We start from the raw sequence: 20,498 nt of genomic DNA, 5'->3' as shown, positions 1-20,498 counted from the left end.
CAATTACAGACGTTATGAAAAGAAGATCTTTCCTCCAAAAAAGCTCCTTGCTTTCTGCTCCTTTGCTGTTGGGTGGTGTACCTGTTTCTGCCATTTCCGACAAGTCTTTCCTCAATCTCCTCAATGGTGATGATGACCGGGTACTTGTGCTCATTCAATTGAATGGTGGCAACGATGGCCTAAATACAGTGATTCCTCGTGATCAACAGGATGGCTTTGCTGCTGTGCGAAGCAACATCATGATCCCAGCAGATAGCTTACTCAACATTACCGATACCGTTGCCCTCAATCCCGCCCTAACGGGCTTGGAAGAGGTCTTCAATGAAGGTAAGGCCAATATCATCCAAAGCGTTGGATATCCTAACCAGAATCGGTCGCACTTTCGTTCCCTGGACATCTGGCACACGGCATCAGATGCGGATGATTTCCTGGATACGGGTTGGCTAGGGCGCTACCTTGACACCCAGTTCCCTGGGTTCCCCGAAGGCTACCCCAACGAAAACTGTCCCGATCCACTAGCTATGACGGTTGGTTCTGTTGTTACAGAAACCTGCCAGGGCGTTAGTGGCAACTTTAGCCTTGCTGTTGTCGACCCTGAAAACCTCAGTGCCTTGGCAACTCCCACCAATAACGACCTCGCAGAAGGATGTTATGGCAACCGCCTTGCCTTCCTGATCAATACCATTGAGCAAACCAATGCTTACAACGAAGTTATTGAGGCGGCTAATTCGAGTGGCGTCAACTTATCCTCAAAGTACGCAGATGACAATGCGCTAGCCATTAAACTACGTACCGTAGCTCGCCTCATTTCCGGTGGTTTGGGCACCAAAATATATGTCGTCAGCCTCGGTGGTTTTGATACTCACGCGGACCAAACAGTCGATGGCGACCCTACTGCTGGTTCGCATGCGGCCTTATTAAAAACGCTTGGTGATGCTATCTGTGCTTTTCAGGATGACCTGAAACTGCAAGGCTTGGAAGAACGCGTAATCGGTATGACTTACTCCGAGTTTGGTCGCCGGATTCGCTCCAACGCCAGTTTTGGTACAGACCACGGCACAGCTGCTCCTTTGGTTGTCTTTGGCTCTTGTGTCAATGCCGGTGTTATTGGTGACAACCCTGAAATTTCGCCCGACGTTGACAACCAGGAAGGCGTGCCCATGCAATACGATTTCCGCTCCGTATACGGTTCGGTATTGATGGACTGGTTTTCTGTGCCGGAAGATGATGTTCGCAACTTGCTCTTTGAAGACTTTCAACATCTTCCCATCTTGCGCGACTGTTCCGTCACCGACACCAGCAACGCCCTGGGAGAATCACTGAAGCTCAATATTTACCCCAATCCCTTCCGTGACCACACTTCCTTGGAGTTGACTACGGGCAACGAATGGGTTAAAATAAGTATCTACGATGTCATTGGTCACGAGCTACGAGTTGTCAGCAACCGTGTCTTCCCCGCAGGTAACCATCGTATTAGTATCGAGACACACCAGTTACCAGTAGGTTCCTACTATTGTCGTGTTCAAACCAAACAAGGACAAAAGACGGTGAGGATGGTGAAGGGTTAGGAAGTCAGCAGAGGGAAAGCGGAAGTGGGAAATAATCGGAGTGCGCGTATCCATTAAGGCTATCTAATACTTCCGAATTCCCACTTCCGATCTCCGACTTTGAAAAGGGTTGATGGTTGGGTGCAACTTACGTCTGTCTTTTTTTAACAATTATTTCATTCAATTAATATTGCGCAGAAAATAAAGTGCGATTTTTCTCAAGTTTTCCAAATAGTTAAAACGCTTTAAGTGAAGCGCTTATTCAACTATTATGAAAAACAAAGTCGCTTTTTATTTTCGTGCTGTTCCTTAGGCACAGAAAGTATGCTCTTTCTGAAGGGGATTTCTATGCCCTAAAACCAATATATTATGAATTACGGAAAAGAATTTCAAAGCTTCGCAGTTGGTCACCTCGGGATGAACAGCATGCACTTAGAGGCATATTTTAATGCAACCAACCCACAACTGAAAGCGACTATCTCCCCCACCGTGATTGAGGAACGTTCCTTAAACATGGTACAGATGGACGTCTTCAGTCGATTAATGATGGATCGGATTATTTTCCTGGGCGTGCCTGTAAGCGACTATGTAGCCAATGTCATTCAGGCCCAGCTGTTGTTCCTGCACAGCACGGATGCCCGGCGTGATATACAGATGTACATCAATAGTCCTGGGGGCTCCGTAACCGCTGGGTTGGGCATTTATGACACCATGCAATATGTGGGGCCAGACATCGCTACCATCTGCACCAGTGTTTCGGCCAGCATGTCTGCAGTCCTTCTAGCTGCGGGAGCCAAAGGAAAAAGATCTGGACTCCCCCATAGCCGAGTGATGATCCACCAACCCAGCGGTGGAATGCAAGGCCAAGTGTCTGATATGGAGATTAGCTACCATCTAATCAAGGGGATGCAAAAAGAACTCTATCGCATACTCAGTGAGCATACGGGGCAGAGCTATGAGCAAATAGCATCAGATAGCGACCGCGACCGCTGGATGTCAGCGGCGGATGCAGTTACCTACGGAATATTAGATGAAGTTCTTTAAGAGAGGACGCTAATCCTCGTCTTCGTCGTAATCTTCGTCATCATCTTCATTCAAACCGAAAAGATCAATCTCTTCGTCATCATCTTCGTCTAATAAATAGACTTGTTTCGGTTTGTATTTCTGTTTACCAACTGGTTGGAGCTTGGTGCGCCGGCGTTGATCATTAGAATTGGCCCCAGAAGCATTATTTTCTGGTCGACCTTGACGTTGCTTATCTAACTGTTTCATTATTAGCAATGATTACAAAAGCGTTTTATCAAGACAAGTGTACAAGAAAAATTGATACGGCGAAAGGGGTAAGGCAAAAAAAAGTAGAAAAAAACTAAAAATCAAGCTACTTCATGCCCCCTGGCTGCTTCTAACAAAGCAAACCAATCTTGATCTGTCAATTCGAGATCAAGCGCCTGCACGGCAGCCGTCATTCGAGATTGTCTGGCGGTACCCAGCACCGGTAAAATTCCCGCAGGGTGATGCAGCAACCAAGCCAGCAGTAATACATCTGCCCCCGGGTTGCCATACTTATGGCCAATGTCATCCAGTTTATCGGCAACCCGGGAGGCGGTTTCATCGTCGCGGTTGAAGAAGCCTCCCAGCGGCGACCAAGCCATTGGATGCATTCCGAGCTGGAGGCACTGATCGAAAGTACCATCAAAAAACGGGTTGGTATGCAGTAGGCTTGCCTCTACCTGATTGGTAACCAAGGGCGTAACCTGCCTTAAATATTCAACTTGTGAAGTTGTAAAATTGGAAACGCCAAAATGCTGCACCTTCTCCGTCGCTTTTAGGTGAGCTATAGCTGCTGCGACTTCCTCCGCCTGCATCAGCGGACTGGGGCGATGAATCAATAGCAAGTCTAAATAATCCGTACGCAGGTTGCGTAAGCTTCGTTCTGCCGAAGCAATGATGTAGTCTTTACCCAAGTCATAGGATTTGACTTGATTCTCAGGGCGCTGTTCACAAACCAGCCGGATCCCGCATTTAGAGATCAGTTGCATCTCCTGCCGTCTTTTAGGGCGTAGTGCAAGCGCATTACCAAAAGCTTCCTCTGTGGTATAGTGCCCATAAATATCCGCATGATCGAAAGTGGTGATTCCTAAACCCAGGCAGTGATCAATCAGCGCTGACATTTCCTTTACGTCAAGATCATGCCCCCAAACACCCCAGGTCATTACGCCTGCTACTAAACGGGAAAAAACAGGGCCAGGAGAAGCTAATCGAATCGGAGCTATCATTTTCTTATTTTTTTAGTCTAAGGTAGACTTTCTGCAAAATCAGTAGAGGGACGCGGTTTCCTCCGCGTATCTAAAGTAGATGATATAGGGATAGTGTTGTAAAAGGCATTTATTTCCAATATAACCTCTTTTTACAGAGGTTAACAATGTAGGAGTTATTCTCCTCCTTGGTTTCCAAAAAAGCCTCTACTTTCTACTTAAAATCACGCTATGATCTTCGGCAGATGCTGAGGATACAGCTAAGATATAAAAACACGGTAAATCTATTTACGTCTGTGAGGCCGTCATCCATTTCTTTTCCCTTGGAGGCTCGTAGTCCTTCATTTTCTGCAACAGCTTGTCAATGGATTCATCCACCAATACCATCGCGTAGTTACTTTCTCTGAGCAAGCCATTGCTAACCATACTTTGTAGTAACTTGATGAGGTCATCGTAGTAACCATCGACATTCAAAATACCTATTGGTTTTTGGTGCAACCCCAACTGTCCCCAGGTGAGCATTTCGAAGAGTTCTTCCAAGGTTCCGAACCCTCCTGGCAGCGCAATCACTCCCGAACACAGTTCGTTCATCCGCTGCTTGCGCTCATGCATGCTTTTTACCACAATTAGCTCGGTCAGTCCGCTATGTGCAATCTCTTTCCTACCCAAAAAACCGGGGATTACACCTATGACCTTACCACCTTCTGCCAGCGCACCATCTGCAACAGCCCCCATTAACCCAACCTGCGCACCTCCATAGACTAAAGTGATTCCGCTTTGGGCCAGTGTTTCCCCCAAAGAGGTAGCTTGTGCGGCATAAATAGGTTTGCGACCACTGGAGGAGCCGCAAAAAACGGTAATAGCTTGCATGATAGAAATAGTGTAGATAAGATGCTAAGATAATACGGATATGCGACTTAGCGACGCTGGGGGGTCTCTCCTTCTTCTGTGACAAGTATTAGGTATGGAATTAATTGTGCCCTTGGCTTTTGACACTGCCAAACCAGTTTTTGGGACATACAGAAACCGCAGAAGTATCAAGTGCGCAAGGCGTAGGCTGTAGCACGACGGACGGAGGAGTAGGACAAGGGGCAGCAGTGGTACCGAAGGTAAGAACGGATGGCCCGGTGCCGTATGGGTGTTTGCTTTGCAACACCCATACCGGCATGGCCCATAATCTGTTGTTCTTCAAAAATGCACCCCTACATTAAAGGGTACAAACTCCTAAAAATACAACACTGCTTTTCCGCGAAGGCTAAATGGCGTTCCCGGGGTAAAGTGAATTTCTTCGGTAGCTTCTACTTCATTAAAAAGGCGGGTTTCCGTAGCAAACTGGGCTTCGTTCCACGCTTCGTCCAATATATTTTCTGCGCTTAGTCCAATAAAATAGTTACGGCCTTCGTAACCCAGGTTCGCGTCTAGCAAAAAATAACCTGAGGCTGTGAGACTATTCGCTTCGTCAGCAGGACGGTCTCCCAGAAAGCGGTATCGTATGGATGCTTTCCAGCCTTCAGCAGGGCTATAGCTAAGACCTCCGGTACTGGTCCAAACAGGAGCCAATGGGATACGATCTGCTTCGTCGGTCGTTTTGCTGCGCGCATGGGTGTAAGTAAGGTTAGCATCGGCGAAGAAAGCTTGGCCAATTTGCCAACGCGCCATCCCTTCCAATCCTCTGCGGATGGTTTCTCCGCTGGGTTCTACAACCCCTTCGTCGCCTACATAAACAAATTCCTGTTCCAGGTCGAGCTGCCAGGCATTGATTTGCCACACCAAGCGACGGCCTGTACGAAACAGTGCTCCCAGGTCGTAGCTGACTCCTGCGGGCAGGCTGCTGCCTACTTCCTGTTCTAAAATCAAGCGAGCATCATTGGAATGAAACCCTCGCGCGGCACGCGCATAAAGCTGCCAACCATTAGTAACCTGATAAAACAGGCTCAACTTTGGGCTGAGAATCCCATCGGATGTAGATAATTGCTCATAGGCAGGCTTAGTCTGATCGAGATACTGAAAGCGAAAGCGATCATATCGCAAGCCCGCTTGTAGGCGCAATTCTGGCAGCAACTGCAAGTTTGCTTCCCCATAAGCTGCAGCGTTTAACTCGGTTACATCGCCAAGTTGTACGTTTTCAAGCGTTGTGGTACGATTACGCGTGTAAGACAATTCATTATCATTGCTACGATCAAAGCGCATTTGCCAGCCCAGTTCCGCATTTAGCGGCAATCCTAAAAATTGGGTTTGCTTGAGTACACGGCTACGGTAGCCAAACAAGTGCCGGTCTTCCTTTTGGCGAATTTGATCGCCATTGATGGGGTCTCTGGCAAAGAAGGTAAAGTTGGAATAAAGCTCAAAATCGTATTTGCTATAGAATATCTGGCTTTCAATTTGTGTGCTTGGGTTTAAAAAGTACTGGTGCTGGATATTGGCATTGATCCGGCTTGTTTGCCCGCCTTCTGTATCATCAATCGCGCCAAATCGGGTAATTAGCCCCTGATCGACGGCTCTTTGAGGGATTTGCCCGCTGGCATCCCAACGGCTGCTAAATGCAGAAAAAGTAGCGGTAAGTTTTTGGCGGCCATCAAAAGGATTATGGTATTTGGCCAGTGTATTGACGCGGTAAAAATTTTGAGGGGACTCAAAGTAACCATCTGTAAAAATACCTTCCGAAGCAATATAAGCGCTTGCTTGGTTATCACCTCCTTGCGGCAAAAGGTTGAGGCCACTAACTAAACGGTAGGTATCAAAACTTCCGGCTTCTGCTTTTGCAAAACTCCTTGCCAGCCGGTTGGTCGTCGTCAACTCTACGGCACCAGCAGTAGCAAAATTTCCGTCGCGTGCTGAATATGGGCCTTTGCGCAAGTCAATAGATTGAATTATTTCCGGAATAACGAAGTGTAAATCCGCATAACCTTGTCCGTGAGCATGACTTACCATATTGACGGGCATTCCATCTACCTGGATCGCTAGGTCAGTGCCATGATCGATATCAAAACCACGTAAGAAAATCTGTTCTGCCTTACCTCCGCCAGCGTGTTGAGCAATAAAAAGTCCTGGCATCATACGCAGTAACTCCTGCCCGCTATTAACTGGCCGTGTTTTAATATCAAGCTGAGAAATCACCGCAAAAGGGTCAATAGCCTTTGCGCTAATGACCACATCAGGGAGGTTGACATTTTCAGGTTCCAAATTGATACGTAAAGGTTGCGTGCTATCATCTGTAACCGTAACATTCTCCAGTCTTACTGTAGCATAAGCGAGATAGCTTACTTGAATAGTGTACTGCCCGGCAGGCAAGCCCACAAAGCTAAAGACCCCCAGTTCGTTGGTATAGGCGACCTTGTCCTTATCCACTAACTCTACTGTTGCACCACCTAATTCTAATTGAGTAGTAGCATCACGAACAATACCACTGATAGACCCCTTATGCAGGTTGTTTCCTAACAATGAAAAGCTAGTAAAAACGAAGAATAGTAGTAAAAAATGAGTGTGGTAGATTGTTTTTTTCATCGGACAATAGTTTTTTCTCCTGTTCCATTGAGGGGCAGAAAAGTTCTTTGGTGTACGTTTTATCTTAGAGCGGCAATGCGCTTACATTATTACCTACGACAAGGTCAGGGGAAGTGGATGTTAAAACAACCTAAAACTTTCAAAAGTTGAAAATGAAGCTTCTCCACTCATTCGTTTCTCCTCAAAATTGGCGGTGAAAGAAAATTCCTTATTTTTGCCTTTCACCTATCCTGGAAGCCGCAAAGGCACACCTATGGCGAAGAAGAAGAAAAAAGGTCAGTTAGCATTGCGGTTGGGGCTGAATGATGAACGAATACCAAAGTTGTTTGGCCTGCTCTGTTTGTTTATTGCCGCTTATTTATTTGTAGCGTTTTTCTCTTACCTTTTCACTTGGCATATCGATCAGGATCTTGTTAAAACAAGAACGGGATGGGATATCCTGAACAGTAATGCAGAGATGGCCAACTGGCTAGGCCGCCTCGGCGCTATTACCTCCAACTTCTTCTTTTACTGGTGCTTCGGCTTGCCCTCTTTCCTGCTTGTTTACCTGTTGTTCAAAATAGGTAACAACCGTATTTTCCGACAACCCTTTACCACCATTATGCCAACCATCAACTACACTATTGTAGCGATGTTGTTGGCTGCCGTTTTCCTGGAATTCATTACAGGTAGTGCAAACTTCCCTTGGGGTGGCGCTGTAGGGGAAGGAATTGCAGATTGGTTGCAAAACTTCGTAGGTACTGTAGGGTTATGGTTACTCATCATTGCTGTGGTCATTGGTATGGTCACTTGGCGTACGAACCCTAATTTCAACGAGCTTACCCTCGACAAGATGCTGGAAGGAATTGTCGATTATTTCAGTGATTTGACCAGCGGGGCTAGTTTACGCCGCAAGAAACGGGACGCAACACTTGCTAATAAAAACAAGCGTGCGCTGGAAGCTGATACTGGCTTTGAAGACGACTTAGGTGATGCCCCTGATGATGAAGAAAGTGAACAACCATCTACACCATCTACGCTGCGCCCTACCGGCAGCCAACTTGCTTTTGAACTGGCAGAAAAACGAAAAGCACAAAAACCAACTACGCTTAGTGCCGGAGAATCAGAACTAGAGATAGAGGAACCTACCCCAGGTGCCAGTGGCAATGGTGTACCCACTAACCCCACCGGCCAGCCATTATCTCTTCAGCAAGAAAACAAAGACCATTCCGAGCCCTACGACCCTACCCTTGACCTTTCCAGCTATGAATACCCAAGTGTACAGCTGTTAGAAGACTATTCTCATCAAAAAGTAGAAGTAGACCGGGCAGAACTAGAGGCTAATAAGGATCAGATCATTGAGACGCTGCTCCACTACAAAATCGAAATCACCAAGATTCGGGCGACTATTGGGCCAACCGTAACCTTGTACGAAATCGTTCCTGCACCAGGGGTACGAATTTCCAAAATAAAAAACCTAGAGGACGATATAGCCCTGTCCTTGTCTGCCCTAGGTATTCGAATTATTGCCCCTATCCCTGGAAAAGGGACCATTGGTATTGAAGTGCCAAACAAAAAGACCCAGGTGGTCTCGATGCGCGAAGTGCTGAAGCACGAGAAGTTCAAGCAAGCCAAAATGGATCTGCCTATCGCGCTGGGTAAGACCATCAACAACGAAGTTTTTGTTGCAGACCTTGCCAAGATGCCTCACTTGCTCGTAGCAGGTGCTACCGGACAGGGTAAGTCTGTTGGTATCAATGCCATCATTATGTCCATCTTGTACAAAAAACACCCCTCACAGGTGAAGCTTGTACTGATTGACCCTAAAAAAGTAGAGCTTTTCCCTTACAGCAGGCTTGAGCATCATTTCCTCGGTTTTCTTCCTGGTCAGGACGAACCCATCACGACGGAGACCAACCGGGTAATCCATACCCTCAATTCACTTTGTATTGAGATGGATCAACGTTATGATCTATTGAAGAAAGCCTCTTCGCGTAATATTAAAGAGTACAACGAAAAATTTGTAGCTCGTCGCCTTAACCCGGAAAAAGGGCACCGTTTCCTACCTTTTATCGTACTCGTAATTGACGAATTTGCCGACTTGATCATGACCGCCGGTAAGGAAGTAGAACTGCCCATTGGGCGATTGGCACAGTTGGCACGGGCAATTGGTATTCACCTTGTTATTGCGACTCAACGCCCATCGGTAAACATCATTACCGGGGTAATCAAAGCCAACTTCCCTGCCCGAATTGCCTATAAAGTAACGGCTAAGGTCGACTCCCGCACCATTCTGGATGGAGGAGGGGCTGATCAGCTCATTGGCCGAGGAGATATGCTCCTAAGCGTAGGGGGTGAAATGGTCAGAATTCAAGGTGCCTTTGTCGATACGCCAGAGGTAGAGCGTGTCATAGACTTTATTGGCAACCAGCAAGGATATCCAGAACCTTATCTTCTTCCCGAATTCCATGGTGATGAAGATATGCAAGGCTCCGCTACCCTCACCTATCGGGATGTTGATGAGATGTTTGAAGAAGCCGCACGCCTAATTGTTACCCAGCAACATGGCTCTACGTCTATGATCCAACGCCGCCTAAAACTGGGCTATAATCGGGCAGGAAGGATCATGGATCAACTGGAAGCTACCGGTATTGTCGGCCCATCAGAAGGCTCTAAAGCCAGAGAAGTCCTCGTTTACGACGAAATAGAACTGGAGCGCTATCTCACTGATTTGCGGAACAAGTAACAAAAATCATCAGAAAGAGATAATTTAGATATTGTGCATCGTACACGAAGTCACCCGACCTTTGTCTTTTCAGATAAAGCAATCAGGTTATGGCAGACTCGCGGCGGGCATCCAGTCTTCATATGAAACAGATCCAGCGGATGGTAGAATACCAGCGCCACTTGATTTTTTTCTTACTTAGCGCTATTGGCGCTTTTATTTTAACTCACCTGCTACGGGGAGCCGATTTTACCCAAGCTCAGGACTACGTGCTTTTTTTACTGTTCTTTTCCGTAGGTCTTTGGTTTACTGAGGCCATTCCTCCCTTTGCTGTAGGTATCTTGATTGTTGGTTTTTTAGTCTTTTTCCTTGGTAGTATTGCCCCTACTGGAGCCGAAAAAGGCCTCAATGTTCAGAAATTTGTAAGCACCTGGTCCAACAGTGTTATTTGGCTGATCCTTGGTGGTTTCTTTCTCGCCGAAGGGATGCGAAAGACGAAGGTCGACCAGGATGTATTCCGCATGCTAGTTGCTCGTTTTGAACCTCGCCCTGACCGTATTCTACTAAGTGTGATGCTTGCCACCTGCTTGGCTTCTATGCTCATGTCTAACACCGCGACAACGGCTATGATGGTAGCGACAACGGCACCACTGTTGTTACGCATGGGAGAACAAAGTCCCTTTGGCAAGACTGTCTTACTGGGCATTCCCATCTCGGCTGCCGTAGGAGGCATGGGTACGATTATTGGCAGCCCGCCTAATGCAATTGCCGTTGAGGCCATCAACAATAGCGGAGCCTTGCCTTACACTATCGGCTTTCTAGACTGGATGATTGTTGGTGCGCCTATTGCTATTTTACTCACCCTTATCATGTGGCAAGCTCTAATACGGAAATACCAGCCAGGCAACGAGCTTCTCGACATTTCTGAACTCCTGGAGAAAACATCTTATACAGAACGTTTAGTCATCACTACTGAAGATGAAAGCCGGGAGATTAGTCTTGTCGATGGTAACCGTTTGCGCAAGCGCATCGTAGTCATCACCCTACTCATCACTTTGTCCTTATGGCTTACAGGTCGTATGCACGGCATCCCGCCTGCTGCAGTGTCCGGCATCCCCATTATCGTATTTACGATGGTGAGTATCATTACCGGTGAAGATGTCCGGACTCTCCCATGGGACACCCTTATGCTGGTTGCCGGTGGTTTGTCTCTTGGGCTTGCTATTCAGGACACTGGTATCTCTGCTTACTTTGTGGATCAGCTTCAACAGTGGCCGTTTAATCCATTATTGGTACTCCCTGTTTTTGCACTACTCACCGTTATTTTGTCCAATATCATGAGTAACACCGCTGCTGCTACTATTCTTATTCCCGTAGCAGCATTATGGCCTGGTGTTCACCCAGCGGTGTTACCTATTGTAATTGGATTAGCAGCTTCTTGTGCGCTTTTCCTCCCTGTTTCAACTCCGCCAAATGCCATCGTTTTCGCTACCGGAAAAGTTACGCAACAAGAGTTCCATTTCGGTGGCATCACCGTTGGATTAGTGGGCCCAATATTGATTATAGTATGGCTTGCTGTAGCAAGATTATGGTTTGGATTTTAAAAACCAGAAGAGGGAATTAGGCTAAACATGAAAGCAAAAACCTACTCCATGTATGTTTTCGATCCTTATTTGCTGATCTTTCTTCAAGTATTTACGTAAACGTGAGATAAATACATCTAGGCTACGTCCTAAAAAATAATCATTCTCCCCCCAGACTGCTTCGAGGATATCTGCTCTTTTAATGACTTGATTTTTGTGCTCCAGCAAGTATTTCAAAAGGTCGGCTTCTTTTTGCGTAAGCCGGCGAAGGTCATCGCCAATCTTCAACTTGAGGTTGGGATAATTAAAAATGTATTCTCCCAATACGTATTCGTTAGGCGGAGGAGTCGACACACTACGGGATCGGCGTAAAAAAACCTCTATTTTCAGTATCAATTCTTCGATACTGAAAGGTTTCGTTATATAGTCATCAGCCCCAAGGCGCAATCCAAACAAGCGGTCTTCCTTGAGAGATTTAGCCGTTAAAAACAGTATGGGGACCTCTGTATTTTGTTTACGAATTTCTTTAGCCAATGTGAAACCGTCCGTTTCAGGAAGCATCACATCCAGTAGGCAAAGGTCATAATCCTGACGATCAATAGCCTCCTTGGCACTACTCCCATCAGCACAATGTGTCACTTGATAACCTTGCAGTTCAAGATGATCACGAGTAACAAAACTCAGGCTTTCGTCGTCTTCTACGTATAAAAGGTGGGCACGCATATGGTTATGGTTAGGTTTTATCTTTCTCTGACACCTTAGTATTGCGCAGAAAATAAAGTGCGATTTTTTTCATGTTTTCCAAATAGCTAAAACGCTTTAAATGAAGCGCTTATTTAACTATTGTGAAAAACAAAATCGCTTTTTATTTTCGTGCTGTTCCTTAGTATTAGATTGGCATTGGCTGATGGCGGGCTTTCAGGCCCTGTCCAAGGTTTAATCTCACCGTCGTTCCCTGCCCAACATCGCTGTCTAATGTAATCGTCCAATTATGGGCTTGGCAAATACGCCGTACGTAATACAATCCGAGTCCAAAACCTTTAACATTATGGACATTACCCGTAGGAATACGATAAAATTTATCAAATATCCTCGCTTGGTAGGCCGGAGATATTCCAATGCCATTATCTTGAATAGCAAGCTGAATAACGTTATTGTTTCTAATGACCCGCACACTTATTTGCGGATCTTCTTGACAGTATTTAATAGCATTATCGAGTAAACTATAGAGAATATTGGTCAGATGCAATCGGTCAGCCATCAGAACAACGCCAGCGGCATCTTCCAGGTCGGCAGTAAGTTCACCACCTTGTTCTTCCAATCGCATCCGCGTGCTGGAAAGTAATGCATCCAGAATCTCCAACAAATCTACTTTTTCCTTCTTGAGTTCCAGATTGCCTTTTTCCACACTGGCAAGCTGTAGTACTTTTTCGACTTGTTTGTTTAGGCGTTGGTTTTGTTCGAGTATGATCGTAGCGTAGCGATGCAAGCGAGTGTCAGCCTTCACGCGTTCATCATTAAGAAATACACCAGCTGCAATTTTGATCGTAGACAAAGGCGTTTTAAACTCGTGGGTCATGTTATTGATAAAATCTTTCTGCATCTCAGAGAGTCTCTTTTGCCTTAAAATAACCCACATCGCGTAAGCAAAAAAGAGAACGGTAAGCAGTAGAATAGCTGATAGAAAGATGATCAACTGCATTTTATCAAAAAGAAAACCGGTACGCCCCGGAAATTTCACACCAAAATAATAGGTAAATTCCTGATCCTTGGGTAAATCCCCCAAGTCCATATTTTTTATTTCTCCTTCTGGAGTGTAGCTACAGTAGCCACCATAGACCATTTCATCGGTATGACAATCAAAAACGGCGTACTCAAAATCAACGTTAAGTGTTCTTTCTTCTAGCTCGCTTTGTAGAAGATGCTCCAATAGTTTCGCGTCGATTTCGACAGCCATGTTAACGATCCAATAGTTGGTTGTCCGTTGTTTTACCACATCCCGAGAAGGAAGCTCGGCATCATTTATATCGGCAAGTTGATTAGCTACATGGTAAAGGGCCAGGTTGACTTTTTTATTGAACTCTTCTTCATTGAGGTCCCAGGTCGTCATTACCCAGTAAGATTGGATACCAATGATCCCTACCAAGGCCACGGCCCCAAGAATGACCACCCAACGAATTACCGCATTTTGCATAAGGAGAATTTTTCCCAAACACCTCTAAGCTGGACTTTCGGCATTTTTCCGAAAGTCGTTACCAAAGGTCGTTGTTTTCATCACCTTTAATATAGCTTTCCTGCCGCTTAACAGCGTATTAACAAGGGTTCTCTACGGGAACAAACCTGGAGGTAAGCACTGTAAAATCATCAGGATACCCCTCTTCGCCCTTGAAGGTATTCAGGGCTTGCTGTAGCTCATGATTAAATTCAGCAGCTGAAAGATGGTGGTGTTTTTCCACAAACTGCTTGAGCAACAAGTCGTCAAAATAATCCCCCTGCGCATTCTGAATGTCAATGAGGCCATCAGTGTAAGTCAGGATTAACGAGGGTTGCGTCAGCTGAACTTCTCCGACACCAATTTCCGGCAACTCCTGGAAGGACCCGAGGATCGTACACCCTTCCTTTAACAATACCGTCTGGTCTTCACTTGCTAAAATCGGAGGATTATGGCCAGCGTTGATATAACGCAAGACGTTGGTATAACGATCAAATTCCGCCACAAAAAAGGTAATAAAACGGTCCCCTCCCGTAATCCGATTAACAGAAGTATTGAGGTCTATAATAAACTCCTTAAGTGGTGTCCGTTTATTAATAAGGGTATTGAAATTAGCCTGAAAATTGGCCATCAACAATGCGGCGGCTACTCCTTTTCCAGAGATATCACCGATACAGAAAGCCAGTTTACCATCAGGAAACTCCAGATAATCGTAGTAGTCTCCGCCTACACCAAAATGGGGCTTATAGATACTGGCCATCTCATAACAATCCTTTACCGGCAGGCTGGCAGGAATGAGCATACGTTGCATCTCACCAGCGAGTTCCATTTCCCGGCGTAGGCGTTCCTGCTCTAATTGGCGCTTAAACAGCCTTTTGTTTTCAATGGCTACCGCTACAATATTGGTGATAGTGGTGATGAATTGTACTTTTTCATACATATCATCATCGTCATCAAAGCCACCAATAAACACGTAAGCAATGGGTTGCTTTTTGTGCAAAACAGGTATGACTAGTTCAAAGGCACAAAGAAAAGGATGGTCCTTGGCATCGAGATTAACCAACTCACGGAAATCAGCCAATTCTGAGCCAATGTTGTACTTCTTCTGCGCTTTGGTTAACCCGGTTTGAGCTGTACAAACCCATTTTACTTCTGTTTCGCCGTGAACATACAGCGCCATTTTCTTAATCCCCAGCTCGAATGTCAGGAAGGAATGGTACATTGCGAAAAGCTCCGCAGCAGGAAAGTTATTATTGATCGCCTGGGTAAGGGTCAATAATCGATTGACCTGTAATTGTCGCAAATGAAGCTCATGCTCCAAGCGCTCAATTTTAGAAAACTGCCTGGCCATATTTGCAAAGTCAGCCATATAGTACGCTAGCTCGGAATTTTAGAGTTTGCTGAAAATCTATTCGTAGAATTCCTCAACAAGCTCTTAGTTATAACTCTCCCCAAAGATACTAAAAGCAAAACAAATACTACCTCCTGACTAGGGTTTAGAAAACAGGTCATTAAACGCCTAGGTATCGTAAAATAAAAGGGAAGGAGGTACTTAGATATTTTGGAAAGGAAAGCTAAGGGGTTATTTTTGCATCATGCCAAGTAGAGGAAAGCACAAATGAAAACATTGATATTCCGTGGAGCCAAGCTCGCCTATGACATTGAAGGTAAAGGATTCCCCGTCGTCCTGGTACATGGTTTCTGTGCGGACAGCCAAATATGGGAAGATTTTAAACAGGACTTACTAGAAGAACGCTACCGGGTCATTACCATTGACTTGCCTGGATTTGGCAGTTCTGATGTGGTTCCCAATGTTTCCATTGACTACTATGCCCAAGCTATTCTAGCTGTTTTGGAGGAGAAAAATTTATCCGATGTAATTGTCATCGGTCATTCTATGGGAGGCTACACCGCCCTTGCGTTGGCGGCTTTGGCTGCTGACCGACTCAAAGGAATTGGTCTTTTTCATTCTCACCCTTATGCGGATAGTGATGAAAAAAAAGCTGCCAGATATAAGCAGATCGAATTTATCAATAAACATGGCCACCCCTTATACGTAAAACAGTTGGTTCCCAAATTATTCCCTCCTCCCTATGGGCAAACCAACCCTTTCGACCTAGATAAAATCATCCACCGAGCAGCCCGCTATCCCGCAGAAGGCATCATTGAGGGGTTAAAAGCAATGGCTAGCCGCCCCGACTATTCAGCTGTTTTAAAAAACTTCCTAAAACCCGTTCTTTTTATCGTAGGTGAAGAAGACGAAGCAGTACCCAAGGAGGCTAGTGAACAACAGCTGGCTTTACCTGCTCGGTCTAGCATCCATGTCTTGGAAAAAATTGGACACATGGGAATGATAGAATCTCGACGTAAAACGCAACTCATGGTTCGGCAGTTTGTAACCTACTGTTTGGAGTAAGCCTTCTACTAAAAAAAAGAGCCGCCCCTGGGGGCAGCTCTGAAATTCATGTCTAGCAGAATTATTCTTAGGCTGATTTACGCTGGTCGTTATGCACCATCATCTCCTGCTCATTGAGCGCTTCGAAGCGGTAGCCTTGTTCCGCAAAGTAAGCCAATGTTTTAGGCAGTGCATACCGCAGTTTCTCCTCGGCCTTGCGACTGTCGTGAAATACAACAATCGAACCAGGTTCCACATTGCGGGTAACGTTTAAGAGGCATTGCTCTTCGGTAATGTTCGGATCAAAATCACCACTCAATACATCCCACATCACAATTCTATAATGACGCAGTAAAAACTGTGTCTGACGTGGACGTAACTTTCCATACGGAGGGCGGAAAAGAATTGTCTTGGTCAGGTTTGCACAATGGCGGATGTTGTGAAAATACGGAATGTTGTCCGAGCTCCATCCATTGAGGTGATTAAAGCTATGATTACCAATAGAGTGACCGGCAGCTCTCACTTGCTCGAATACTTCAGGATGTTTTTCAATGTTGTCTCCAACACAGAAAAAAGTGGCTTTGGCATTGTATTGTGCCAATTGTTCCAAAACCCAAGGAGTAACATCAGGAATTGGACCGTCGTCGAATGTAAGGTAAATCACCTTGTCTTCGGAAGGAACTTTCCAGGTGAAATTAGGAAAGAGCTCTTGGATGAATTTTGGGGTTTTAACGAGGTACATAGGAATCGCAATTAATAGTTCAGGGATAATATAATCAAGGTTGCCAGGTCTTAAGACACATCACAACCTACATGTTCATTTTTGTACTAATAACCTGGGGAAATAGACAACGATGGGAAAATCAGGGAGAATTTCTTGCTGCCGCTCTAAATCATTACTTTTGCCGCAGATAATATTGGTAAAGGCACTGTATTTTAGAATGGGGAGTATCCTTAAAAACTGTGTTCTTCCCTTATTACCAAATTTCTTTAGTAAAAGTTTCCCGATAAACGTATAAGTAGCCTGTTTTGCTGCTTTAAAACGGAACTTTTTTTAAAGAAAATTCACTTTTTAGAAGAAATATTCGTGATGACGACAGAAAATGGGGAAATGAGCTCAAAAAACTCAATTTCAACTGTTAGCATTCACCATAAACTACGTTTTACCGATGAGTAATGTCCGAGTAAGATTTGCGCCAAGCCCAACGGGAGCACTGCATATTGGCGGTGTCAGAACAGCCTTATACAACTATCTATTGGCTCGCCAATTGGGTGGCACTTTTATTCTACGAATTGAAGACACTGACCAAAATCGCTACGTCCCTGGTGCAGAAGATTATATCAAGGAAGCACTGGCTTGGTGTGGCCTTACCGTCGACGAAGGCACCGAACAAGGAGGCGACTACGGCCCTTACCGCCAGTCTGATCGAAAAGCCATCTATCTGGAGCACGCACAAAAATTGATTGATAACGGTACAGCCTACTACGCATTCGACACCCCTGAAGAATTGGATGCTCGCCGGGAAACTGAAAAAGAAGCAGGTAATCATAATTTCCGCTATGATGCTGCCAGTCGGTCAAGCATGCGTAACAGCGAATCTCTTTCCAGCAAAGAAGTAGAGCAGTTACTGGCCGCTAACACCCCCTACACCATCCGTCTCAAAGTGCCTACAGATGAAATTGTAAAGGTCACAGATTTAGTCCGCGGTGATGTACAGTTTCAAAGTAAAGAACTCGACGATAAAATCCTGCTAAAAACAGATGGTATGCCCACCTACCATCTCGCCAATATTGTGGATGATCATTTAATGAAAATCACTCACGTTATACGTGGTGAAGAATGGCTACCAAGTACTGCCCACCACGTATTACTTTACCGTGCTTTCGGCTGGGAAGACACCATGCCGGCCTTTGCTCACTTGCCACTTATTTTGAAACCTACCGGTAAAGGAAAACTGAGCAAGCGCGACGGTGTAAAACTAGGAATTCCTGTATTTCCGCTCGCTTGGAAAGGAGCAACCGAAGAAGAATCTTTTACCGGTTTCCGCGAATTTGGCTTTGATCCACGCGCCATGGTCAACTTTATGGCGCTATTGGGCTGGAACCCTGGCACCGAACAAGAACTATTCAGTCTGGAAGAGCTCGTAAAAGCCTTTTCGATTGAAAAAATCGGTAAAGCTGGTGCCCGCTTCGATTTTGACAAAGCCAAATGGTTCAACCAGCAATACATCATGCAATCTTCTGACGAAGACCTTATCACTGTCATAAAACCTATGCTGGCAGAAAAAGGCATCACCAAAGACGATGCATTCCTGGCGACCTTTGTGCAACTGATGAAAGAAAGGGTTGTTGTCTACGGCGATTTCTGGGGTAGTGGTTACTACTTCTTTACCGATGTGACTGCTTATGACGAGAAGAACATCCGCAAGAAGTGGAAGCCAGAAAACCAGGCTCTCTTCGAAGACCTACGTCAGCAGCTCAAGGCCCTAAATTCTCCGGATGAAGCCGCCGTAGAAGCTACTGTCAAGTCATTTATGGAGACCAATGGGCTAGGTTTTGGAGCCGTTCTGCCTATCCTGCGTATCGGTATCACCGGCACTATGAAAGGCCCTTCTATATTTGCGGTCATGGCACTACTTGGCACTGAAGAAGTCGACCGTCGGCTAGAGAGTGCCTACGCGGCATTTAATGCGATCAAGAACGGATAGCCAGGAAGTGGAAATGTGAGTCATCCCGAATTTTGATTGTCATCAAAATCCGTACTGACCAGCTAAACTGCAAAACTTATCGTTAAAAACGAAACCCCGTGATTTCTATTAGTGAAATCATGGGGTTTCGTACAAAAGTCAGATAAATCCCTCTCTTCAGATGCTTAATCCACTTACAGTTTGACTTTCGAATAGGAATGCCTTCAGCCTAGAAAGTCCGAGGTCGATACTAGGACGCTTCGCGCCCTCTAGGGTCGAGATTATAAGGATTCAGGTGCCAAAATTGAGCTTAATCTTCCTCCACCGGATAGACTGCGGTTCGCACTACCTCCTCGTAATAGGCTTCGTATTGAGGAAGGATAATATCCAAATCAAATCGTTTGGCTTGAGCTAAAGCATTAGCACGAAACTCGGTGAGTGTTTCGTCATCTTTAAGGATATCTATGGCAAAATTCGCCATTGCTTCAACATCACCAACATCTGCCAGATAGCCAGTTTTCCCATGTAGATTTACTTCTGGCAACCCTCCTACATTAGACGATACAACAGGTACTTCACAAGCCATTGCTTCCAGTGCCGCCAAACCAAAACTTTCACTGGCAGAAGGCATCAAAAACAAATCTGCAAGGGATAAGAGTTCTTCAACAGCATCTTGCTTACCAAGAAACCGAATTTCATCACACAGTTTCAACTTGCGGCAGAGCGTTTCCATGTTTCGCCGTTCCGGACCATCACCAATTAGGAGCAATTTACTGGGTAGCTTCTTCTGTACTTTGGCAAAAATTTGGATAACGTCTTCTACCCGTTTCACCTTACGGAAATTACTGGTATGCACTAGAATTCGCTCACCATCGGGCGCGATGGCTTTCTTAAAGTGATCTTTATTCACCCTACGGAAACGCTTGAAGTCAATAAAATTATAAATGACTTCAATCTCACGGGTGATATTAAACGTATCAAAGGTCTGCTGGCGGAGGCTATCGGAAACAGCTGTGACACCATCTGATTTGTTAATCGAAAAAGCGACTACCGGCGCAAAGGCTTTATTATTGCCAACTAAAGTGATATCCGTACCGTGCAAAGTAGTAACCACCGGCACATAACGCCCCTCGGTGAGTAGTATTTTTTTCGCCATATAAGCTACGGCTGCATGTGGAATAGCATAATGAACGTGCAGCAAATCCAGGTTTTCATACTTTACCACATCCACCAATTTACTGGCCAATGCTGTATCATAGGGCGTATACTCAAACAAAGGATAATCATCTGTACCTACTTCGTGATAGTATACGTTTTCATAAAAATGCACTAATCGTGCTGGCGGACGATAGGTAATAAAGTGAATTTCATGTCCGCGTTGAGCTAGCCCTAGTCCCAATTCCGTGGCTAATACCCCACTGCCTCCATAGGTTGGATAACAAACAATGCCTATTTTCATTGATCTTTGATAGGTTCAGTCTTTAATAATAGCAAGAGGAGGCAAATAGTTGTCCTCTATCTCTAGTAAGTTGGTGGATGCCCCACTATGCGCAGTGAAAAGACAAGCGCCACTCCTGTTTTACAGAAGTGGCGCTCATTATATCGTAACCG

The 20,498-nt window shown here is 45.3% G+C and carries 16 protein-coding genes; 7 read left to right on the top strand and 9 right to left on the bottom strand.

What is annotated here, in order from left to right; all coding sequences use genetic code 11:
• Positions 1–14 precede the first annotated feature (14 nt).
• Together ACRBG0_RS03155 and ACRBG0_RS03150 are read left to right on the top strand one after the other, a co-directional pair.
• Positions 15–1,568 carry a DUF1501 domain-containing protein gene (locus tag ACRBG0_RS03155; protein WP_431485474.1) on the top strand — a complete coding sequence of 518 codons (1,554 nt, stop codon included), beginning with the start codon at positions 15–17 and terminating at the stop codon, positions 1,566–1,568.
• Between the two features lie 348 nt (positions 1,569–1,916).
• Positions 1,917–2,591, top strand: coding sequence for an ATP-dependent Clp protease proteolytic subunit (locus tag ACRBG0_RS03150; RefSeq protein WP_431485473.1), 675 nt, complete (start codon positions 1,917–1,919; stop codon positions 2,589–2,591).
• 9 nt (positions 2,592–2,600) lie between these two features.
• On the opposite strand, the gene ACRBG0_RS03145 is transcribed toward ACRBG0_RS03150, so the two are convergent.
• From ACRBG0_RS03145 to ACRBG0_RS03135, 3 genes are all read right to left on the bottom strand, one after another.
• Positions 2,601–2,819, bottom strand: a complete 219-nt coding sequence (locus tag ACRBG0_RS03145) for a hypothetical protein (protein WP_020536598.1) — start codon at positions 2,817–2,819, stop codon at positions 2,601–2,603.
• A 101-nt stretch (positions 2,820–2,920) separates the two neighbouring features.
• Positions 2,921–3,823: an aldo/keto reductase gene (locus tag ACRBG0_RS03140; RefSeq protein ID WP_431485472.1), complete on the bottom strand. Its 903-nt coding sequence runs from the start codon at positions 3,821–3,823 to the stop codon at positions 2,921–2,923.
• A 267-nt stretch (positions 3,824–4,090) separates the two neighbouring features.
• Positions 4,091–4,672 carry a TIGR00730 family Rossman fold protein gene (locus ACRBG0_RS03135; RefSeq protein WP_431485471.1) on the bottom strand — a complete coding sequence of 194 codons (582 nt, stop codon included), beginning with the start codon at positions 4,670–4,672 and terminating at the stop codon, positions 4,091–4,093.
• Positions 4,673–4,812: 140 nt separating this feature from the next.
• Here ACRBG0_RS03135 and ACRBG0_RS03130 point away from each other — a divergent pair, with 140 nt between their 5' ends.
• Positions 4,813–5,013 (top strand): hypothetical protein, encoded by a 201-nt coding sequence (locus tag ACRBG0_RS03130; protein WP_431485470.1) that lies wholly within the window; start codon positions 4,813–4,815, stop codon positions 5,011–5,013.
• Between the two features lie 13 nt (positions 5,014–5,026).
• Here the strand turns inward: ACRBG0_RS03130 and ACRBG0_RS03125 are convergent, their stop codons facing one another.
• Positions 5,027–7,306, bottom strand: a complete 2,280-nt coding sequence (locus ACRBG0_RS03125) for a TonB-dependent receptor (protein ID WP_431485469.1) — start codon at positions 7,304–7,306, stop codon at positions 5,027–5,029.
• Positions 7,307–7,559: 253 nt separating this feature from the next.
• Between ACRBG0_RS03125 and ACRBG0_RS03120 the strand changes: the two genes are divergently transcribed.
• Together ACRBG0_RS03120 and ACRBG0_RS03115 are read left to right on the top strand one after the other, a co-directional pair.
• Positions 7,560–10,031: a DNA translocase FtsK 4TM domain-containing protein gene (locus ACRBG0_RS03120; RefSeq protein ID WP_431485468.1), complete on the top strand. Its 2,472-nt coding sequence runs from the start codon at positions 7,560–7,562 to the stop codon at positions 10,029–10,031.
• A gap of 122 nt (positions 10,032–10,153) precedes the next feature.
• Complete coding sequence (locus tag ACRBG0_RS03115; protein WP_431485467.1) at positions 10,154–11,614, top strand: SLC13 family permease; 1,461 nt, start codon at positions 10,154–10,156, stop codon at positions 11,612–11,614.
• 21 nt (positions 11,615–11,635) lie between these two features.
• Here the strand turns inward: ACRBG0_RS03115 and ACRBG0_RS03110 are convergent, their stop codons facing one another.
• The 3 genes from ACRBG0_RS03110 to ACRBG0_RS03100 form a co-directional block, all read right to left on the bottom strand.
• On the bottom strand, positions 11,636–12,316 hold the full coding sequence (locus tag ACRBG0_RS03110; RefSeq protein ID WP_020536604.1) for a response regulator transcription factor: 681 nt from the start codon (positions 12,314–12,316) through the stop codon (positions 11,636–11,638).
• Between the two features lie 166 nt (positions 12,317–12,482).
• Positions 12,483–13,787, bottom strand: a complete 1,305-nt coding sequence (locus ACRBG0_RS03105) for a sensor histidine kinase (protein WP_431485466.1) — start codon at positions 13,785–13,787, stop codon at positions 12,483–12,485.
• Between the two features lie 118 nt (positions 13,788–13,905).
• On the bottom strand, positions 13,906–15,174 hold the full coding sequence (locus ACRBG0_RS03100; RefSeq protein ID WP_431485465.1) for a SpoIIE family protein phosphatase: 1,269 nt from the start codon (positions 15,172–15,174) through the stop codon (positions 13,906–13,908).
• Between the two features lie 249 nt (positions 15,175–15,423).
• On the opposite strand from ACRBG0_RS03100, the gene ACRBG0_RS03095 reads away from it, so the two are divergent.
• Complete coding sequence (locus ACRBG0_RS03095) at positions 15,424–16,221, top strand: alpha/beta fold hydrolase (protein ID WP_431485464.1); 798 nt, start codon at positions 15,424–15,426, stop codon at positions 16,219–16,221.
• A gap of 67 nt (positions 16,222–16,288) precedes the next feature.
• On the opposite strand, the gene ACRBG0_RS03090 is transcribed toward ACRBG0_RS03095, so the two are convergent.
• Complete coding sequence (locus tag ACRBG0_RS03090) at positions 16,289–16,942, bottom strand: polysaccharide deacetylase family protein (protein ID WP_020536608.1); 654 nt, start codon at positions 16,940–16,942, stop codon at positions 16,289–16,291.
• Between the two features lie 427 nt (positions 16,943–17,369).
• Here ACRBG0_RS03090 and gltX point away from each other — a divergent pair, with 427 nt between their 5' ends.
• Positions 17,370–18,908: a glutamate--tRNA ligase gene (gltX, locus tag ACRBG0_RS03085; protein ID WP_431485463.1), complete on the top strand. Its 1,539-nt coding sequence runs from the start codon at positions 17,370–17,372 to the stop codon at positions 18,906–18,908.
• A gap of 289 nt (positions 18,909–19,197) precedes the next feature.
• On the opposite strand, the gene bshA is transcribed toward gltX, so the two are convergent.
• A complete protein-coding gene (gene bshA / locus ACRBG0_RS03080; protein ID WP_431485462.1) occupies positions 19,198–20,346 on the bottom strand; it encodes an N-acetyl-alpha-D-glucosaminyl L-malate synthase BshA in 1,149 nt (382 codons plus the stop codon).
• Between the last annotated feature and the right edge of the window lie 152 nt (positions 20,347–20,498).

It is taken from the genome of Lewinella sp. (genome assembly GCF_050633125.1).
GTDB lineage: Bacteria > Bacteroidota > Bacteroidia > Chitinophagales > Saprospiraceae > Lewinella.
The sequence above is the reverse complement of the archived record's forward strand: the minus strand, read 5'-3'. Positions and strand labels throughout refer to the sequence as shown.

What these genes read in the sequence shown, in the direction of transcription:
- ACRBG0_RS03155 (WP_431485474.1), top strand. Translation starts at nt 15, where the DNA reads ATGAAAAGAAGATCTTTCCTCCAAAAAAGCTCCTTGCTTTCTGCTCCT.
- ACRBG0_RS03150 (WP_431485473.1), top strand. Translation starts at nt 1,917, where the DNA reads ATGAATTACGGAAAAGAATTTCAAAGCTTCGCAGTTGGTCACCTCGGG.
- ACRBG0_RS03145 (WP_020536598.1), bottom strand. Translation starts at nt 2,819, where the DNA reads ATGAAACAGTTAGATAAGCAACGTCAAGGTCGACCAGAAAATAATGCT.
- ACRBG0_RS03140 (WP_431485472.1), bottom strand. Translation starts at nt 3,823, where the DNA reads ATGATAGCTCCGATTCGATTAGCTTCTCCTGGCCCTGTTTTTTCCCGT.
- ACRBG0_RS03135 (WP_431485471.1), bottom strand. Translation starts at nt 4,672, where the DNA reads ATGCAAGCTATTACCGTTTTTTGCGGCTCCTCCAGTGGTCGCAAACCT.
- ACRBG0_RS03125 (WP_431485469.1), bottom strand. Translation starts at nt 7,306, where the DNA reads ATGAAAAAAACAATCTACCACACTCATTTTTTACTACTATTCTTCGTT.
- ACRBG0_RS03120 (WP_431485468.1), top strand. Translation starts at nt 7,560, where the DNA reads ATGGCGAAGAAGAAGAAAAAAGGTCAGTTAGCATTGCGGTTGGGGCTG.
- ACRBG0_RS03115 (WP_431485467.1), top strand. Translation starts at nt 10,154, where the DNA reads ATGAAACAGATCCAGCGGATGGTAGAATACCAGCGCCACTTGATTTTT.
- ACRBG0_RS03110 (WP_020536604.1), bottom strand. Translation starts at nt 12,316, where the DNA reads ATGCGTGCCCACCTTTTATACGTAGAAGACGACGAAAGCCTGAGTTTT.
- ACRBG0_RS03105 (WP_431485466.1), bottom strand. Translation starts at nt 13,787, where the DNA reads ATGCAAAATGCGGTAATTCGTTGGGTGGTCATTCTTGGGGCCGTGGCC.
- ACRBG0_RS03100 (WP_431485465.1), bottom strand. Translation starts at nt 15,174, where the DNA reads ATGGCTGACTTTGCAAATATGGCCAGGCAGTTTTCTAAAATTGAGCGC.
- ACRBG0_RS03095 (WP_431485464.1), top strand. Translation starts at nt 15,424, where the DNA reads ATGAAAACATTGATATTCCGTGGAGCCAAGCTCGCCTATGACATTGAA.
- ACRBG0_RS03090 (WP_020536608.1), bottom strand. Translation starts at nt 16,942, where the DNA reads ATGTACCTCGTTAAAACCCCAAAATTCATCCAAGAGCTCTTTCCTAAT.
- gltX (WP_431485463.1), top strand. Translation starts at nt 17,370, where the DNA reads ATGAGTAATGTCCGAGTAAGATTTGCGCCAAGCCCAACGGGAGCACTG.
- bshA (WP_431485462.1), bottom strand. Translation starts at nt 20,346, where the DNA reads ATGAAAATAGGCATTGTTTGTTATCCAACCTATGGAGGCAGTGGGGTA.